Genomic DNA, 17,725 nt, shown 5'->3' with positions numbered 1-17,725 from the left:
TCTCAGGGCCCCCCGGCGGTCTTGCGGACCGGGACGGGACCCGTGCCGGCGCCGCGGGCGGTGTAGCGCGGGGTCCGCACCGGGGCCGGGTAGGAGAGGTGCACCAGCCGGGTCTGCTCCTGCCGCATGTGCGTGAGCGACTCCAGGATGTAGCCCACCAGCAGGACCAGCGCGGCGATCGTCATGATCGCGGCGGCGAGGATCGCCGTGGGGACGCGGGGCACGGTGCCCGTGCGGACGAATTCGGCGATGACGGGGATGCCGAGGATCACCGAGACCAGGGCCAGCACGCCCGCGATCACGGTGTGCACGAGCGAGGGCCGCTCGCGGCGCGCCAGGTCGAGGATGACCCGCAGGATGCGCCAGCCGTCCCGGTAGGTGCGCAGCTTGCTCTCGCCGCCAGCGGGCCGGACCCGGTAGTCCACGGGCACCTCGGCCGTGGGCAGCCGCAGGTGCAGCGCGTGGATGGTCATCTCCGTCTCGGTCTCGAACTCGCGGGCCAGCGCCGGGAAGGACTTCACGAAGCGCCGTGAGAAGACCCGGTAGCCGCTGAGCATGTCGGTCACGTCGTTGCCGAACAGGGAGCGCACCGCCCCGGTGAGCACCTTGTTGCCGACCGCGTGACCGGCCCGGTAGGCCCCGTCGCAGGTGACCCGGCGGGCGCCGACGACCTGGTCGTACGGCCCCTCGAAGAGCAGGTCGACCAGCTCCCGGGCGCGGGAGGCGTCGTAGGTGTCGTCGCCGTCGATGAGGAGCAGCGCGTCGGCGTCCACGTCGGCGAAGGCGCGGCGGATGACGTTGCCCTTGCCCTTGCGGGACTCGTGCCGGACGATCGCGCCGGCCTCCCGGGCCAGCTCCGCCGTGCGGTCGGTGGAGGCGTTGTCGTACACGTAGACGACGGCCTCGGGGAGGGCGGCGCGCAGGTCGCGGACGACCTTGCCGACGGCCGCCTCCTCGTTGTGACACGGCACGACACACGCGATCGTCGGTTCCACGACCACTCCTCACCCGGACCGATGCCCTGTTGCCCGCCTTGTTCGCCTGCCTTGTTCACCAGGCATGCTTTTGTGGGGAAATCATGCGATATGAGCGCGTCTGAGGGGTGGGGGCGCGCCGGGTCGTTACGCTCACCGTGTGCCGGTCCTCGCATCCGTAACGCTGCGTGCGCGTGACGCCGTCAGGGGCGTCTGGCGGGAGGCCGCCAAGTTCGGCGTCGTCGGGGCCCTGGCCTTCGTCGTCGACAACGGCGGCTACAACCTGCTGGTCTTCGGCCTGCCCGGCGGCGCACAGGGCGGGGCGATGCGGGCCGCCCCCGTGCAGGCGTCCGTGCTGGCGACGGGCGCGGCGGCGCTGTTCAGCTGGGTCGGCAACCGGTACTGGACCTACCGCCACCAGCACCGCGAGAAGGTGACCCACGAGCTGGTGCTGTTCCTCGTCGCCAACGGCGTCGGGCTGGTCATCACCGCCGGGACCGTCTTCGCCTCGCGGCAGCTGCTCGGGCTCGACTCGGCGCTCAGCGACAACACCGCCCGCATCCTCGGCTGGGTGCTCGCGACGCTGTTCCGCTTCTACGCCTACCGGCGCTACGTCTTCGTCGCCCCCTGAGCCGCTAGCATCCGGCATATGTCACAAATGGGACGGGTGTCGGGTGCTCAGCGCTGGATCGCGGGTCTGGCCGCCGTCGCCGCGGTCTGCTGCCTGGGCACCGTCCTCGTCTTCGCCCCCGGCTTCCTGAGCCCCGACAGCCTGGACCAGCTCCAGCAGGCCGAGGGCAGCAGACCCCTGACCGACTGGCACCCGCCCGTGCTGAGCCTGGTGTGGCGGGCCCTCATCGCGGTGACCGGCTCGATCACGTCGATGCTGGTCCTGCAGTCCCTCGTCTTCTGGGGGGCGCTGGGGGTGCTGTCCTGGGCCGTGTGGGAACTGACCGGGAGCCGGGCCGGTTCCCTCGCGGTGCTCGGGCTGGGGCTCACACCGTTCGTGCTGACGTTCGCCGGTGTGGTGTGGAAGGACGTGCACGCGGCGTTCGCGCTGCTCGCGGCGTGCGCGGTCGCCTTCACCGGGCTGCGGATCCGGGACACCGGCGCGCGTCCCGCCGTGCGCTGGGCACTGCTCGGTCTCGGCGTGCTGTTCCTGGCGTACGCCATGCTCGTGCGCAAGAACGCCTTCCTGGCCGCGCTCCCCGTCTTCGTGCTGCTGGTCCTCGCGCTGTGGCGCGCTCCCGGCCGCCGCAGGTGGGTGACGTGCACGGCGGCGCTCGCGGCCGGACTCGTCGTGCCCGCCGCCGCCATCTCCCTGTTCGCCGAGCCGCTGCAGACGAAGCAGGGCGCGCAGATCATGCTCGACGACCTGGTGCACGTGCTGACGGTGGACGAACTGCGCTCGGCGGACGTCCCGCCCGCGCTGCGCGACCGGCTCGTGGCCTCGGCCCGGGAGTGCGCCCGCACCGGCGCCCTGTCGGACGCCTACTGGGCCTGCTACGAACGCCCCGCCGACGGGCTGCGCGGAGACTCGGACGAGATCACCTCCCTGTGGCTGCGGGAGATGCGCGGGCACGTGCCGGGGTACGTGCAGTACCGGCTGCGGCTCTTCGCGACGCTGCTGTTCGAGACCGACTACGTGTACAAGGCGGGCATCACCCGCAACGACCTGGGCATCGAGGTGGCGCACCCGCAACTGGAGGCCATGCTCGGCACGTACGTCAACGGCATGGCGACGGACCTGCGGTGGCTGTTCCGCGGCTGGTTCTGGCTCGCGGTCGCGCTGGTGCTGTCCCTCCGCCCCGGCCGGGGTCTGTTCTCGATGCCGGTCCGGGCGCTGGGCATCAGCTCCGCGGCCTACATCCTCGGCTATCTGCCGATCATGCCCGCGACGGACTTCCGCTACGTGTACTGGCCGGCGCTCGCCTGCGGCCTCGGGGTGCTGCTGCTGTGGCTGGGCCGCGGCACGCCTCCCCCTCGGCCCGCGCACCCCGGCGCCACGACCGGCCGGCCCCTGACGGAGCACCAGCCGGCGGACGCCGGGGGCCAGTAGGACCCGTCAGTCCAGCACCGGAAGCAGCTCCGGCAGATGGCCGTCGGAGGCCGCCGCCGCCCGCTGCCGCTCCTGCGGGACCTCGCCGTACAGGGTGGTACGGGGCCTGGCGGGACGCCCGGCCGCCTCGGCCACGGCGATCAGGTCCCGGACCGACTTGTACGAGCCGTACGACGAGCCCGCCATCCGGGAGATGGTCTCCTCCATGAGCGTGCCGCCGAGGTCGTTGGCGCCCGAGCGCAGCATCTCCGCCGCGCCCTCCGTGCCGAGCTTCACCCAGCTGGTCTGGATGTTGGGGATGTGCGGGTGCAGCAGCAGCCGGGCCATGGCCGTCACCGCGCGGTTGTCCCGCAGGGTCGGGCCCGGGCGGGCGATCCCCGCCAGGTAGACCGGCGCGTTGGTGTGCACGAACGGCAGCGTCACGAACTCGGTGAAGCCGCCCGTGCGCTGCTGGATGTCCGCGAGGGTGCGCAGGTGCCCGAGCCAGTGGCGGGGCTGGTCCACGTGGCCGTACATCATCGTCGAGGACGACCGGATGCCCAGCTCGTGGGCGGTCGTCACGACGTCGATCCAGTCGGCCGCGGGCAGCTTGCCCTTGGTGAGGATCCAGCGGACCTCGTCGTCGAGGATCTCGGCGGCCGTGCCCGGGATGGTGTCCAGGCCCGCCTCCTTGGCGGCGGTCAGCCACTCGCGGACCGACAGGCCCGTGCGGGTCGCGCCGTTGACGACCTCCATCGGCGAGAAGGCGTGCACGTGCATGCCCGGGACGCGTTCCTTCACGGCCCGGGCGATGTCGAAGTACGCCGTGCCCGGCAGGTCCGGGTGGATGCCGCCCTGCATGCAGACCTCCACCGCGCCCACCTCCCACGCCTGCTGGGCCCGGTCGGCGACCTGGTCCAGGGAGAGGGTGTAGGCGTCGGCGTCGGTGCGGCGCTGGGCGAAGGCGCAGAAGCGGCAGCCGGTGTAGCAGACGTTGGTGAAGTTGATGTTCCGCGTGACGATGTAGGTGACGTCGTCGCCCACGGCCGACTTCCGTACGTCGTCGGCGACCCGGGCCAGGGCTTCCAGCGCCGGTCCGTCCGCGTGCAGCAGCGCCAGCGCCTCGCCGTCGGTGAGCTTCGTCGGATCGTCGGCGGCCGTGCGCAGCGCCTGCCGTACGTCGGTGTCGATGCGCTCGGGTGCCATGCCCGGGGCGGCGGCCTCGCGCAGGGCGCCCCAGTCGCCGTACACCTCGTCGAAGTCGTCCCGGCGGTCGGAGCTGCGGCCGTCCGTGTCGATGGAGGTGTGCAGGTCGGTACGGCCCGAGGCGACGAACACCTCCTCCGGCTCCTGCCAGGGCAGGCCCCGCGGCAGGGCGTCGGGGCGGGCGAGGCCGGTGTCCGGGTCGGCCAGGGCCGCCACGTGCGGGCGCAGCCGCGGGTCCAGCCAGGGCTCGCCGCGCCGGACGAACTCCGGGTAGACGCAGAGCCGTTCGCGCAGCTCGAAGCCGGCCGCCCGGGACTTCTCGGCCAGCTGCTCGATCCGCGGCCAGGGGCGTTCGGGGTTGACGTGGTCGATGGTGAGCGGGGAGACGCCGCCCCAGTCGTCGATGCCGGCACGGATCAGCCGTTCGTACTCGTCGTCGACGAGGTTGGGCGGGGCCTGGATGTTGCCGCCCGGGCCCATGAGGAGGCGGGCGACGGCCACCGTGGCGACGAGTTCGTCCAGTTCCGCGTCGGGCATGCCGCGCATCGCGGTGTCCGGCTTGGCGCGGAAGTTCTGGATGATCAGTTCCTGGACGCCGTGGTAGGCGCGGGAGACCTTGCGCAGCGCGAACAGCGACTCGGCGCGCTCCTCGTAGGTCTCGCCGATGCCTATGAGCAGCCCGGAGGTGAAGGGCACGGAGGACCGCCCGGCGTCCTCCAGCACCCGCAGGCGGACGGCGGGCTCCTTGTCCGGGGAGCCGTGGTGGGGGCCGCCCGGCTCCGACCACAGGCGGGTCGCGGTGGTCTCCAGCATCATGCCCATGCTGGGCGCGACGGGCTTGAGCCGCTGGAAGTCGGCCCAGCTCATGACGCCCGGGTTCAGGTGGGGCAGCAGGCCCGTCTCCTCCAGGATGCGGATGGAGATGGCGCGGACGTAGGCGAGGGTGTCGTCGTAGCCGTGCGCGTCGAGCCACTCGCGCGCCTCGGGCCAGCGGTCCTCGGGCTTGTCACCGAGGGTGATGAGGGCTTCCTTGCAGCCGAGGGCGGCGCCCTTGCGGGCGATGTCCAGCACCTCGTCCGGGGACATGAACATCCCGTGGCCCTCCCGGCGCAGCTTGCCGGGGACGGTGACGAACGTGCAGTAGTGGCACTTGTCCCGGCACAGCCGCGTCAGGGGGATGAAGACGCTCTTGGAGTACGTGATGATGCCGGGCCGGCCGGCCGCCTCCAGCCCGGCGTCCCGCACCCGGGCGGCCGAGGCCGACAGGTCCTCCAGATGCCCGCCCCGGGCCTGGAGCAGCACCGCCGCCTCGGCGACGTCGAGCGAGACGCCGTCCCTGGCCCGTTTCAGGGCGCGACGCAGGGAGTTCTCGGTGGGGCCGGTTCCGGAGGTCGCGGGAGTCGTCATCCTTCGAGCATACGAGTGCGCTGATCAGGCACCCGGGGCCCGTCAGTGGAAGGCCAGCCATCCGATGCCCAGGGCGGACACCGCACCGGCGGCGGCCACCGCGGCCGGCCGGTTGCGGTGCAGGGCGAACCACAGCAGCGCGGCGGTCACCAGGACCGCCGCAGTGCCGACGGCGCCGCGCACCGGCCCCTGGCTGTAGCCGTAGTCGTCGAAATGGCGCGCGAGCCAGGAGAACCAGGCAAGCCTCAAGACGCTCTCCCCCGAGTCGATCACTGACCCGTAGTTTAGTTGGGGAGGCGAACTCGGCTGCGTGGCGCCCCCGTTGTCAGAGGTACTCCCCCAGGCCGTCAAGCGTCTTCAGTACCTCACCCTCCCCCGCCGACGGCAGCTGCAGCACCACCTCCTCGATGCCGAGGTCGGCGTAATGGGTGAGTTTGCCCGGGCTCGGGTGGACGGCGTACGGGACGATCTGGAGGGCCTCGGGGTCGCGGCCCGCCTCGCGCCAGGCGGCGCGCAGCCTCGGCAGGGACTCGGACAGGCCGCGGCCGCCGATGGGCAGCCAGCCGTCGGCGTACGTACAGACGTGGTCGAACAGCTTGGGCCCGGCCGCGCCGCCGACGAGCGTGCGCGGGCCGATCACGGGGCCGCGCGGCGCGCGCACCGGCTTGGGGTACGCCTCACTGGCCCGGACGCCGCCGAACTCCCCTTCGTAGGCGACCGGTTCCGGCGACCACAGCGCCCGCATCAGCGCCATCCGGTCCTTCACCAGCTCGCGCCGGGTGCGCCAGCGCACGCCGTGGTCGGCGGCCTCCTCGACGTTCCAGCCGAAGCCGACGCCCAGCGTGAAGCGGCCGCCGGAGAGGTGGTCCAGGGTGGCGATCCGCTTGGCCAGGTCGATCGGGTCGTGCTGGGCGACGAGCGTGATGCCCGTGCCCAGCCCGAGCCGCTCGGTGACGGCGGCGGCCTGGCCGAGCGCCACGAACGCGTCGAGCGTACGGCCGTACTCGCGCGGCAGCTCCCCGCCCGCCGGGTAGGGCGTGGTCCGCTCGACGGGGATGTGCGTGTGCTCGGGCAGGTACAGCCCGGCGAAACCGCGCTCCTCCAGCTCCCGGGCGAGCCGGGTCGGGGTGATCGTCTCGTCGGTGAGGAAGATCGTCACGGCGATGCGCATGACCCATCTGTACCCGAGGCCGACCCGGGTGTCCATACCGACCGGTCGGCACACCGGAGGTGCCGTGTCGGCGAAAACCGCCGATCCCCTTCCGGTGCGCCGCAGTTCACGGCTGAATACCAGAGTTGCGCACACCACCCCCGCACCACCCACGTCAGATCAGCGACGACACTCGGGAGCAGCGACATGTGCGAGGACGACCACGGTGGACTCGGCCGGCGCGCCCTGTTCGTGACGGGAGCGGCCGCCGCGCTTACGTTGGGGAGCGTGAGCTTCGCTTCAGCGGCCGACGGGGACCAGGAGACCAGAACGGTGCGGGGCACGCTGCCGCCCGGGTCCCCCGACTTCGTGTACGTGCCCGTCGAGGTCCCGGCCGGGGTCCGGGAGCTCAGGGTCGCCTACACCTACGACCGGCCGTCCGTGCCGGCCGGCACCACGGGCAACGCCCTCGACATCGGCGTCTTCGACGAGCGCGGCACCGAGCTGGGGGGCAAGGGCTTCCGGGGCTGGTCGGGCGGGGCGCGCACGGAGTTCTTCATCCGCGCCGACGAGGCCACGCCCGGCTACCTCCCGGGCCCGGTGCGCGCGGGCACCTGGCACATCGCGCTCGGCCCGTACACGGTCGCCCCGCAGGGCCTGGCGTACGAGATCACGATCACGCTGACGTACGGCGAGCCGGGCGAGACCGCCCGGCCGGTGTATCCGCCGGAGCGGGCCAAGGGGCGGGGGCGGGCCTGGTACCGGGGCGACTGCCACCTGCACTCCTGGTACTCCGACGGCCGCCGCACCCCCGCCGAGATCGGGGAGCTGGCCCGCGCGGCCGGGCTGGACTTCATCAACTCCTCCGAGCACAACACGCACTCGGCGCACGCCCACTGGGCCGAGGTGGCCGGGGACGACCTGCTGGTGATGCTGGGCGAGGAGATCACGACCAGGAACGGGCACGTGGTCGCCCTCGGCACCGACCCGGGCACCTTCGTCGACTGGCGCTACCGGGCCCGCGACAACCGCTTCGGCCGGTTCGCCCGGCAGATCCGGCGGGCCGGCGGCCTGGTCGTGCCGGCCCACCCGCACGCCACCTGCGTCGGCTGCGGCTGGAAGTTCGGCTTCGGCGAGGCCGACGCCATCGAGGTGTGGAACGGCCCCTACACGCCCGACGACGAGGTGGCGCTGGCCGACTGGGACAGCATGCTCGTGGCGTCCGTGCGGGACGGGCGCGACTGGATCCCGGCGATGGGCAGCAGCGACGCCCACCGCTCCCCGGACGCCGTGGGCAGCCCCCAGACGGTCGTGCTGGCCGACGACCTGACCCGCCGGGCCGTCCAGGAGGGCATCCGGGCGGGACGGTCGTACGTCGCCGAGTCCGCGAAGGTCGCGCTGTCGCTGCGGGCGTCCGGCGGGCGCGGGGAGCACGCGGGCATCGGTGAACGGCTCGCCGTCGGCCGCGACACCCCCGTCACGGTCCGCCTGGAGGTCACGGGCGCCCCGCGCTGCACGGTCCGTTTCGTCACCGACCAGGGCGTGCTGCACACCAGCGCCCCGCTGCCGGTGTCCGGCGCGGGCACCGTCGAGTGGCGGACGACACCGTCGTACGCGGCGTACGTGCGGGCCGAGCTGCGGCACGAGGCGGCGGCGGGTCCGGTGCCGGGGCCGCTGGCCGCGTTCACCAACCCGGTCTTCCTGGGCCGCCGCGCGGACTGAGGGGCCGGGTCAGGCCGGGTCCGCCCGCTCCGCCAGGTCGGCCACCACCGCCGCGTGGTCGGAGGCCCACACCCCCTCCACCGGGCCGTCGCAGGCCCGCCGTACGTCCCGGACCCGGCCGAGGCCGCCGGGGCCGGGCGGGCCGACGTGGATGTAGTCGATGCGCACGCTGGGCTCGTGGGTCGCCGCCACGTACGGGTTGGCGGCGTCCCAGGTGGCGGCGGTCGCGGCCGGGCCGGCGTACTCCCAGGCGTCCAGGAGGACCTGGCCGGGGACGGCCGGGGCGGTCTTGTAGCCGCCGAGGAGGCGGACCTCGTCGGAGTCGGGCCAGGCGTTGAGGTCGCCGGTGACGACGGGCGGGAAGGGGGTGTCGCCGCGGTGCCGGGCGACGAACTCGGCGAGTGCGGCGACCTGGCGGCAGCGGACGGCCGAGGCGTGCACGGCGGAGGTGAGGTGCGCGGTGAAGAACGGCACGTCGTGGCCGGGGGCGGCGATGCGGGCGTAGAGGGCCAGCCGGCCGTCGTCCAGGTCGGCCGGGGCGGGCAGCGGCAGCGCGTCCCGCTCGACGACCGGCCACCGGCTGAGCACGGCGTTGCCTATGTCGGCCGTGGGATCCCCGATCCGCGCCCGCCAGCGCTCCGGGACGGGCGAGGCGGCGAAGGCCCAGTGCAGGCCCAGCTCACCGGCCAGCCACTCGGCGAGGTTCTCGCCGTCCGCCGCCCACACCTCCTGCAGGCCGACGACGTCGGGGTCCAGCTCCCGCAGGGCTGTCAAAATGGCCTTCTGGCGCGCCTGCCACGGCCCGAAGCGCCACCAGAGGTTCCAGGTCACTGTGCGCACCGCCGGCCACCCGCTCCCGTCAGCCGTGTCAGGGGATCATCCTTGAAGCAGGGTGCCCAGCGGAAGCGAGGAGAACCGTATGCGAAGGAGTCGTCCCCGACATGCCGCCTGACCTGAGGTTCCGCGTCACCACGGCCTTCCAGCGCCGCGTCAACCCGCTGCTGCGGCGCCTGCCGCTGCAGACGGTCCTGGAGACCCGCGGCCGCGTCTCCGGGCTGCCCCGCCGCACCCCGGTGGGCGGCCGCCGCGTCGGCGACTCGTTCTGGCTGGTGTCGGAGTTCGGCGAACGGTCCCAGTACGTCCGCAACATCATGGCCGACCCGCGGGTGCGCGTGCGCATCCGCGGCCGGTGGCACGAGGGAACGGCGCACCTGCTGCCGGACGACGACCCGACGGCCCGGCTGCGCCGGCTGCCCCGGATCAACAGCCTGGGGGTACGGGCGCTCGGGACGGACCTGCTGACGGTGCGGGTGGACCTGACCGGGTGAGGGTCACCCCGGCCGGACGATCGACCTCCCGTGGCTGTCCATGCGGTTCACGGGAGCGCCCCCCTGACGGTGCGTCAGTTGCGCGGGTCGGAGCGGGTTCCGGACGAGGTTGCCTGATCGGCACGGCCAGTCCGAGGAGCTCTGCGAAGACACTGTGCAGACCTCGTGGACTCCCGTGTGCCGCCCTGTGATCGGCGTCTCCCACGGCTGACGTATCCGCCCGCACAAGGCAAACTGGCGGGGTTGCTCAGGATGTCTAGGGGGACTGCATGGACGGGGTACCGGCCGGTGTACCGCGCGTACCGGAGCAGCGGCGTCCCGGCTCCGCACCGGAGTCACCGGGACCGGGGGAGACGGCGCGGCCGGACGGGGCGGCGTCGTCCCCGGTGCTGCGCTTCAGCGTGCTCGGGCCCGTGCGCGCCTGGCGCGGCGCCGAGCCGATCGCCACCGGATCGCCCCAGCAGCGCGCCCTGCTCGCCGCCCTGCTGCTGCGCGAGGGCCGCACGGCCACGGCCGCCGAGCTGATCGACGCCCTGTGGGGCGAGGAGCCGCCCTCGCAGGCCCTGGCGGCGGTCCGGACGTACGCCTCCCGCCTGCGCAAGGTGCTGGACCCGGGCGTCCTGGTCAGCGAGTCCGGCGGCTACGCGGTGCGGGACCTGCCCGACGGCGCGCTGGACCTGGCCGCCGCCCAGGACCTGGCCACCGAGGCCGAGAAGGCCCGGACGGCCGGCGACCTCTGCCACGCCCGCGACGTGCTGCGGCGCGCCCTCGCCCTGTGGGACGGCGAGACCCTGGCGGGCGTGCCCGGCCCGTACGCGGAGGCCCAGCGGGTCCGCCTGGAGGAGTGGCGGCTGCAACTCCTCGAATACCGCCTGGACATGGACCTGGAGCAGGGCTGCCACGCCGAGGCCGTCTCCGAACTCACCGCCCTCACCGCCGCCCACCCCCTGCGCGAACGGCTCCGCGAGCTGCTGATGCTGGCGCTGTACCGCAGTGGCCGGCAGGCCGAGGCCCTGGCGGTCTACGCCGACACCCGGCGCCTGCTCGCCGACGAACTGGGTGTGGACCCGCGCCCGGGCCTGAGCGAGCTGCAGCAGCGCATCCTCCAGGCCGACCCGGGCCTGGCGGAACCCTCCTCCCCGGCCCCCGAACCGGCCTCCGCACCGGTCCGCCCGGCGCAACTGCCCGCGACCGTCCCCGACTTCACCGGCCGCTCCGCCTTCGTCCGCGAACTCGGCGGCCTGCTGGCCGCCGCCGAGGGCCGGGTCATGGCGGTCTCCGCCCTGGCGGGCATCGGCGGCGTGGGCAAGACGACCCTCGCCGTGCACGTGGCGCACCAGGCACGCGCGGCGTTCCCGGACGGGCAGCTCTACGTCGACCTCCAGGGCGCGGGCGCCCGGGCCGCCGAGCCGGAGACGGTGCTGGGCTCCTTCCTGCGCGCGCTGGGCACCGCCGACTCGGCGATCCCCGACTCCCTGGAGGAACGCGCGGCGCTGTACCGCTCGGTGCTGGCCGGCCGCCGCGTCCTGGTGCTGCTGGACAACGCCCGCGACGCCGCCCAGATCCGCCCCCTGCTGCCCGGCACGGACGGCTGCGCCGCCCTGGTCACCTCCCGGGTGCGGATGGTGGACCTGGCGGGCGCCCACCTGGTCGACCTGGACGTGATGTCCCCGGACGAGGCACTGGCGCTGTTCACGAAGATCGTGGGCGAGGAGCGGGTGGCGTCCGAGCGGAAGGCCGCGCTGGACGTGGTGGCGGCCTGCGGCTTCCTGCCGCTGGCGATCCGCATCGCGGCGTCCCGCCTGGCGGCCCGCCGCACCTGGACGGTCTCGGTCCTCGCGGCGAAGCTGGCCGACGAACGCCGCCGCCTGGACGAGCTCCAGGCCGGCGACCTGGCGGTCAAGGCCACCTTCGAGCTGGGCTACGGCCAGCTGGAGCCCGCCCAGGCCCGCGCCTTCCGCCTGCTGGGCCTCGCGGACGGCCCGGACATCTCCCTCGCGGCGGCGGCCGCCGTCCTGGACCTGCCCGCGGAGGAGACGGAGGACCTGCTGGAGTCCCTCGTCGACACCTCCCTGCTCGAATCGGCGGCCCCCGGCCGCTACCGCTTCCACGACCTGGTGCGGCTCTACGCGCGTGCGTGCGCGGAGCGGGACGAACAGCCGCCCGGCGAGCGCGACGCGGCCGTCTCCCGCCTGCTGGACTTCTGCCTGGCCTCGGCGGCGGGCGTGTACGCGATCGAACGGCCGGGGGACCGGCTGGTGGACCACCTGGCGGTCACCGCGTATCCGGGCCTGCGGTTCGACGACCGCCACGCGGCACAGGACTGGCTGTACGCGGAGGCCATCTGCCTGCTGGCCTGCGTACGGCAGTGCGCGGGCCGGCCGGACACGCTCCCCCGGGCCATCGACCTGCTGTGGGCCGCGCACGACCTGTCCGAGTCGGGAGCCAACGCCAAGGAGTACGAGGCCACCGCCGAGGCGCTCCTGGAGGCGGCCCGGCTGCACGGCCTGGGGCGCGCGGAGGCCCGGGCGCTGACGACCCTCGTCAACGTCCACCACGTCGGCGGCCGTTTCGAACGGGCCGACCAGGAGGCCGAGCGGGCCATCCAGCTCGCCCAGGAGGCCGACGACCTGCTCCCCGTCTGCTGGGCGCGCAACGCCCGCGGCATCATCGCGCTCTACCAGAACCGGCACGAGGACGGCGAGGAACACCTCTCCCGGGCCATCGAGCACTTCCGGGCCCTGGGCGACCGCCCCGGCGAGGCCGCCGCGCTGTGCAACCTCTCCCGCATCCACCTCGCGACCGGACGTACCGCGAGCGCCGTGGCGCTGGCCCGGGAGGGCATCGACATCTACGACGGCATGGGCAACTCCCTGCGCGGGGCGAACGCCCGCTACGCCCTCGGCCTGGCCCTCACCCAGAGCGGCGAGCTGGGCGACGCGGCCGGCCGCCTCCAGGAGGCGCTGGAGGTGTTCCGCGACAGCCGGCAGCGTCTGTGGGAGGGCATGAGCCTGTTCCGGCTGGCCGAGGTCGATCTCGCCGCCCGGCGTCCCGCGCAGGCCGCCGCCAACGCCGAGATGGCGCTCACCGTGCTGCGCGGGATCGGCGGGGAGTGGCGGCGGGGCAACGTGCTGACCGTGCTGGGCCGGGCGCTCAGCGGCATAGGGCAGACCGGCCGGGCCCGGGTGTGCTGGCAGGAGGCGGCCGTCATCTACGAGGAGCTGGGCTCGCCCGAGGCCGCCGGGGTGCGCGCGCTGCTGACCCCGGTACGGGCGGCCTGAGGCCCGTCCGGGGCGTTCATCATTCGTTTATCGCCGCCCACCATGCTGGACGCAGTCGATCCGTCGCGTCGGGGGGCAGACGGGTCGCCGCACAGGGCCCGTCCGGTCGGACTCGGGGGAGTGACCGGGCGGGCCCGCCGACCGCACCACTCGATCCATGCCAAGGGGAGTTGACGATCATGGGCGACGAGCTCAAGCCGCAGGACCTGCACGCCACCGGCACGACGGACGGCGAGGCCTCCACGGAGGACCTGCACGCCACCGGCGAGGGTGTCGCGAAGACCGAGGACCTGCACGCCACCGGCGAGCCGCTGGAGACGAAGGACCTGCACGCCACGTCGGAGCCGTTCAAACCGACGAAGTAAGCCATCACCACAGGGGGTTCGGCCGCGGCGGCGCGGAGGGGGAGCCGTCGCGGCCGACGCGTGTGCGGGAACGGAAGCCGTCCCTACCGGGGCACGACCCCGGCACCCGGCCCGAGCGCCGTGCCGGTCGGCGCCGACCGGGACAGCGGGGGCGCCGCCTTCCCGGGCACGCCCGGACCGATCGAGCGGCTGCCTGGCTGACGGACGATCAGTCCCGCACCACGGCCTGCCGGTCGGCCTCGCAGTGGTCGACCGAGTCCACCAGGCCCGGGCCGCCCACCTTCACGTTCACGGTCGCCCTGCCCTCGGCGGGGACCGTGACGTCGGCGTACCGGCCGGCCACGGTGAGGCCGCGGACGTCCGTGAAGGTGACATAGACGGTGAAGGTGGCCTCGCGGCTGTTGGGGTTGGCGACCTCGACGGCCGCGTAGGGGGCGGCCGGTGTCGCGCAGCTCACCAGCTTCGCCGTGCCGTCCTCCAGCGCCCTGCCGGAGCCGGAGGAGGACGTGGGCGTGGAGCCGTTGTCCGGCCTGCGGTAGGAGGACCCACCGCCGCCGGCGCTGTCATCGTCGTCGCCCGAGCCGTACGCGCCGCCGCCCGAGCCGTACGCGCCGCCGCCCGACGTGGACGAACGCGAACTGTCGTGGTCCTGGCTGGAGTTGCTGCACCCGCCCCCGTCGCCGTGACCGCCGCGCCCACGGCCCGACGAGAAGCCGGTCAGTGCCAGTACCACCAGAACCAGCACCGCGGCGCACCTGAGCCTGCGTCCCCGTTTCTGCATGGCCGAGAGCCTAGTGATCACCTGTCACGGTCATGTCACCGCGGGGCGACCGGCGCGTACCCGGGCGCCTCGTCCGGGGCGGGAGCGGTGAACGGACCGCTCCCCCTGCGACGGCGCGTCAGGCGGTGCGCGCCGTGCCCGTGCCCTTCTCGGCGTCCAGCGCGTACACGCAGCGGTCCTTGCTGCACGCGTACACCACCCCGTCCCGGACGACCGGGGAGCCGGTGATCTCGCCGCCGGTGGCGAGCTTCCAGCGCAGCCGGCCGTCGTCGGCCTTGAGGGTGTAGAGCAGGTGGTCGGTGGAGCCGAAGTGGATGCGGCCCTCGGCGACCGAGGGGGCGCCGACGATGTCACCGCCCGCCTGGAAGCGCCACTTGGGCGTGCCGGTGACCGCGTCCAGGGTGTAGAGGCCCTTGCCGCTGCCCACGTGGACGTGGCCGGCGGCGACCAGGACCGGCTCGACCGAGGCCCGGGCCTCGGTGGCGATGCGCCAGCGGTCGCGGCCGTCGGTGGCGTCGAGGGCGTAGACCGTGCCGAGGTAGTCGGCCAGGTAGATGCCGCCGCCGGTGACGGCCGGGCCGGGGACGAAGGTGGGCGGGGAGAGGAAGACGGCCGGGGCCTCGAAGTGCCACCGCACGTGCCCGGCGGCCACGTCCAGGGCGAGGACGCGGGTGCCGGCGCAGACGTAGACGTATCCGTCGGGCGCCTGGATCAGCCGGACCGGGACACCGCCGCAGGAGGCCGCGTCGCCGATGGGGTACGACCAGCGCTCGTCGCCGGTGCGGGCGTCCAGGGCGCGCAGCCGGGCGTCCTGCCACACGTACACCGTGCCGTCGTGCAGGGCGGGTCCGGCCTCCGGGGACTCGAAGTCGGTCTGGCAGCCGGTGATCTCCCACAGCTTCCGGCCGTTGGAGGCCTCCCAGCCCTGGACGCCGCCGCCCCGGGTGCCGGTGACGACGGTGCCTCGGCCGGCCTTGAGCGAGTAGACCCAGGCGTCCGTCTGCAGCCGCCACAGGTCGCCGCCCTCGCGGGCGTCCAGGGCGAACAGGGTGGGCCCGTCGGAGGCGTGGATCCGGCCGTCCGCGACGGCCATGGACCAGGCGACGTCCCGGGTCTTGAAGCGGCGCCGGCCGGTGGCCACGTCCAGGGCGTGCACCTCGAAGGAGGTGACGTAGACGAGATCGTCGGCGACCGCCGGGGTGCCCCAGACGTCGTTGGACATGCGGAAGCGCCAGGGGCGCCAGCCGCCGGGCTGCTCGGGCGGCGCGGCGGGGGCCGGGGGCGCGGCGACGGCGGGGCCCACCGCGGGGTCGGCGCCGTTGACGCCGGGGCGGGGCTTGGACCAGGAGGCGGCGAGGGCGGCCTCCGGAGGGGGCGCCTTGACGGCGGCGGCACGGACGTCGGCGACGCGCGGGCCCGGGCCGATGGGCACCCGGGCGCCGGCCAGCCGCACGGGCCCGGTGTCGGGGCCGCCAGCCGGGGCGGGCACCGGCGCGGGCGCCGGGACGACGGGGTCGTGCGAGGGCGGCGGCGGGATGGGCGCCGGGCCGGGGGCGGGACGGCCGCCCCCGCTGCGGCCGGGGCCGGAGGCCGGCTTGCCGGCCGGGCGGCCGTTGCGGCGGGACTCGATCAGGCCCACCGCGCGCTCGGGCAGCCACGCGGAGGCCGTGCCGCTGTCGTCGGAGCCGGAGCCGAACAGGTGCGGGGCCAGTTGCGCCTGGAGGTCGGCCGGGTTGGGGCGGGCCGTGGGGTCCATCTGCATACAGGACTCGATGAGCGGACGCAGCTCGTCCGGGAGGCCTTCGAGGTCCGGGCCCTCGCGCAGCAGCATGAACACGGTCTCGACCGGGTTGGCCCCGTGGAAGGGCGGGTGACCGGTGGCGGCGAAGACGAGCATGGAGCCGAGCGAGAAGACGTCACTCGCGCCCGTGACGCTGCGCGAGTCCTTGGCCTGCTCGGGGGACATGTAGGCGGGCGTGCCGACGGCCACGTTGGTCATCGTCAAACGCGTGTTCGAAACGCCGGACGCGATGCCGAAGTCGATCACCCGCGGGCCGTCCTCCACGACCAGGACGTTCGACGGTTTCAGGTCCCGGTGCACCAGACCCGCCCCGTGGATCGACTGGAGCGCCTCGGCCACGCCCGCCGCGAGCCAGCGCACCGCCTGGGCCGGCAGCGGCCCGCAGTCGTTCACTATCTCTTCCAGGGAGGGGGCGGGGACGTACGCGGTGGCCAGCCACGGCACGGCGGCGCGCGGGTCGGCGTCCACCACCGCGGCCGTGTAGAAGCCGGAGACGGCCCGGGCCGCCTCCACCTCACGGGTGAAACGGACCCGGAACAGCTGGTCCTCGGCCAGCTCCGTCCGGACGGTCTTGATCGCCACGCGCCGGCCGGACGCCGAGCGCGCGAGATAGACCAGCCCCATGCCGCCGGCACCCAGCCGTCCCAGCACCTCGAACGGCCCGATCCGCCGCGGATCGTGCTGCGTCAGCTGATCCACCACTCTGCCTGCCACCTCCCCGTACGAGCCGCGCCAAGCCACATCTTCCACGCGACCCCGTGCAGCGTCTCACCACCGCACCGCCATGGCGGCACGCACCCCGATTCTTCCTGGCCAAAGCCGTGGTGGCGAACCCGGTGACCATTGGGGTGTCTGGGCCCATACAGGGACGAAACGTGACCAGTGGGCGCCCGCTCAGCGGCGCAGCAGCGCGAAGGACGCCCCCTGGTCGTCCGTGACGACGGCCACGGTGCCGTAGGAGGTCGTGAACGGCGGCGCCTGGACGCGCCCGCCGAGCCGGGTCACCTCCTCCAGCGCGGCCGGCACGTTCTCGACGGCGAAGTGGACGAGGAAGTGGGGCGGCATCTCGGCCGGGAAGACGTCGGAGACCGGGGCGCGGCCGACGTCGGGCTCGGCCTCCGGCCCGAACAGGGCCTCGCGGAACAGGTCGCCGTAGAAGCCGTTGGCCGCCTCGGTGTCCCGGGCGTACAGCTCGGCCCAGGCGAAGGTGCCCGGCTCGTGCCGCCTGCCGAAGCCGGGGTGCTCGCGCGGCTGCCACAGGGCGAAGACGGCCCCCTCCGGGTCGGTGACCAGCGCGGTGACGCCCAGCTCGGCGACCGGCACCGGCGACTGGACGACCTGCCCGCCGGCCGCCTGGATCCGCCGCACCAGGGCCCGGGCGTCCGGGGTGGAGAAGTACACCGTCCAGACGGTGGGCAGCCGGCCGTCCGTCTTGCGCACCAGCGCGGCCACGGGCTCACCGTCCTTCAGCGCCCGTGTGAAGGGACCGGACCAGTCCTCGAAGGTCCATCCGAAGAGTTCACCGTAGAAGCGCTTGCCCGCCTCGACGTCGGGGAGCTGCGCGTCCACCCAGCAGGGGACGCCCTCCGTGTACACCGATGCCCTGTTTTCGGCCATGCCGCCAACGTAACCGCGACCGCCGCAACCCGCAGACCAGGCACACCAGCCTCCG

At 74.1% G+C, this 17,725-nt stretch carries 14 protein-coding genes; 6 read left to right on the top strand and 8 right to left on the bottom strand.

Annotation, left to right across the window (positions count from 1 at the left end):
- Positions 1 to 2: 2 nt before the first annotated feature.
- Positions 3 to 1,001, bottom strand: coding sequence for a glycosyltransferase family 2 protein (locus tag ABTZ58_RS12705; protein ID WP_351354349.1), 999 nt, complete (start codon positions 999 to 1,001; stop codon positions 3 to 5).
- Positions 1,002 to 1,134: 133 nt separating this feature from the next.
- Between ABTZ58_RS12705 and ABTZ58_RS12700 the strand changes: the two genes are divergently transcribed.
- Together ABTZ58_RS12700 and ABTZ58_RS12695 are read left to right on the top strand one after the other, a co-directional pair.
- On the top strand, positions 1,135 to 1,605 hold the full coding sequence (locus ABTZ58_RS12700; protein WP_351354346.1) for a GtrA family protein: 471 nt from the start codon (positions 1,135 to 1,137) through the stop codon (positions 1,603 to 1,605).
- Positions 1,606 to 1,623: 18 nt separating this feature from the next.
- Positions 1,624 to 3,033, top strand: a complete 1,410-nt coding sequence (locus ABTZ58_RS12695; protein WP_502996057.1) for a hypothetical protein — start codon at positions 1,624 to 1,626, stop codon at positions 3,031 to 3,033.
- 6 nt (positions 3,034 to 3,039) lie between these two features.
- Here the strand turns inward: ABTZ58_RS12695 and ABTZ58_RS12690 are convergent, their stop codons facing one another.
- The 3 genes from ABTZ58_RS12690 to ABTZ58_RS12680 form a co-directional block, all read right to left on the bottom strand.
- On the bottom strand, positions 3,040 to 5,625 hold the full coding sequence (locus ABTZ58_RS12690) for a bifunctional FO biosynthesis protein CofGH (RefSeq protein ID WP_351354343.1): 2,586 nt from the start codon (positions 5,623 to 5,625) through the stop codon (positions 3,040 to 3,042).
- Positions 5,626 to 5,667: 42 nt separating this feature from the next.
- The gene (locus ABTZ58_RS12685) at positions 5,668 to 5,874 is read right to left on the bottom strand and encodes a hypothetical protein (RefSeq protein ID WP_351354340.1); all 207 of its coding nucleotides are present in this window, start codon (positions 5,872 to 5,874) and stop codon (positions 5,668 to 5,670) included.
- A 76-nt stretch (positions 5,875 to 5,950) separates the two neighbouring features.
- Positions 5,951 to 6,796: an LLM class F420-dependent oxidoreductase gene (locus ABTZ58_RS12680; RefSeq protein ID WP_351354337.1), complete on the bottom strand. Its 846-nt coding sequence runs from the start codon at positions 6,794 to 6,796 to the stop codon at positions 5,951 to 5,953.
- Positions 6,797 to 6,982: 186 nt separating this feature from the next.
- Here ABTZ58_RS12680 and ABTZ58_RS12675 point away from each other — a divergent pair, with 186 nt between their 5' ends.
- On the top strand, positions 6,983 to 8,497 hold the full coding sequence (locus tag ABTZ58_RS12675; protein WP_351354334.1) for a CehA/McbA family metallohydrolase: 1,515 nt from the start codon (positions 6,983 to 6,985) through the stop codon (positions 8,495 to 8,497).
- Positions 8,498 to 8,506: 9 nt separating this feature from the next.
- Here the strand turns inward: ABTZ58_RS12675 and ABTZ58_RS12670 are convergent, their stop codons facing one another.
- The gene (locus ABTZ58_RS12670) at positions 8,507 to 9,337 is read right to left on the bottom strand and encodes an endonuclease/exonuclease/phosphatase family protein (RefSeq protein ID WP_351354331.1); all 831 of its coding nucleotides are present in this window, start codon (positions 9,335 to 9,337) and stop codon (positions 8,507 to 8,509) included.
- A gap of 101 nt (positions 9,338 to 9,438) precedes the next feature.
- On the opposite strand from ABTZ58_RS12670, the gene ABTZ58_RS12665 reads away from it, so the two are divergent.
- From ABTZ58_RS12665 to ABTZ58_RS12655, 3 genes are all read left to right on the top strand, one after another.
- On the top strand, positions 9,439 to 9,825 hold the full coding sequence (locus ABTZ58_RS12665; protein ID WP_351354328.1) for a nitroreductase/quinone reductase family protein: 387 nt from the start codon (positions 9,439 to 9,441) through the stop codon (positions 9,823 to 9,825).
- A 269-nt stretch (positions 9,826 to 10,094) separates the two neighbouring features.
- Positions 10,095 to 13,106 (top strand): SARP-family global regulator AfsR, encoded by a 3,012-nt coding sequence (gene afsR, locus ABTZ58_RS12660; RefSeq protein WP_351354325.1) that lies wholly within the window; start codon positions 10,095 to 10,097, stop codon positions 13,104 to 13,106.
- Between the two features lie 179 nt (positions 13,107 to 13,285).
- Complete coding sequence (locus ABTZ58_RS12655) at positions 13,286 to 13,471, top strand: hypothetical protein (RefSeq protein ID WP_351354323.1); 186 nt, start codon at positions 13,286 to 13,288, stop codon at positions 13,469 to 13,471.
- A 208-nt stretch (positions 13,472 to 13,679) separates the two neighbouring features.
- Here the strand turns inward: ABTZ58_RS12655 and ABTZ58_RS12650 are convergent, their stop codons facing one another.
- The 3 genes from ABTZ58_RS12650 to kbpA form a co-directional block, all read right to left on the bottom strand.
- The gene (locus ABTZ58_RS12650) at positions 13,680 to 14,252 is read right to left on the bottom strand and encodes a hypothetical protein (protein ID WP_351354321.1); all 573 of its coding nucleotides are present in this window, start codon (positions 14,250 to 14,252) and stop codon (positions 13,680 to 13,682) included.
- A 118-nt stretch (positions 14,253 to 14,370) separates the two neighbouring features.
- Positions 14,371 to 16,755, bottom strand: a complete 2,385-nt coding sequence (gene afsK, locus ABTZ58_RS12645) for a protein serine/threonine kinase AfsK (protein ID WP_351354318.1) — start codon at positions 16,753 to 16,755, stop codon at positions 14,371 to 14,373.
- Positions 16,756 to 16,947: 192 nt separating this feature from the next.
- Positions 16,948 to 17,670, bottom strand: a complete 723-nt coding sequence (kbpA, locus tag ABTZ58_RS12640; RefSeq protein ID WP_351354315.1) for an AfsK-binding protein KbpA — start codon at positions 17,668 to 17,670, stop codon at positions 16,948 to 16,950.
- Positions 17,671 to 17,725: the final 55 nt, after the last annotated feature.

It is taken from the genome of Streptomyces sp. NPDC094143, from assembly GCF_040303825.1.
Taxonomy (GTDB): Bacteria; Actinomycetota; Actinomycetes; order Streptomycetales; family Streptomycetaceae; genus Streptomyces.
This window is presented reverse-complemented; position numbering and strand designations above follow the sequence as displayed.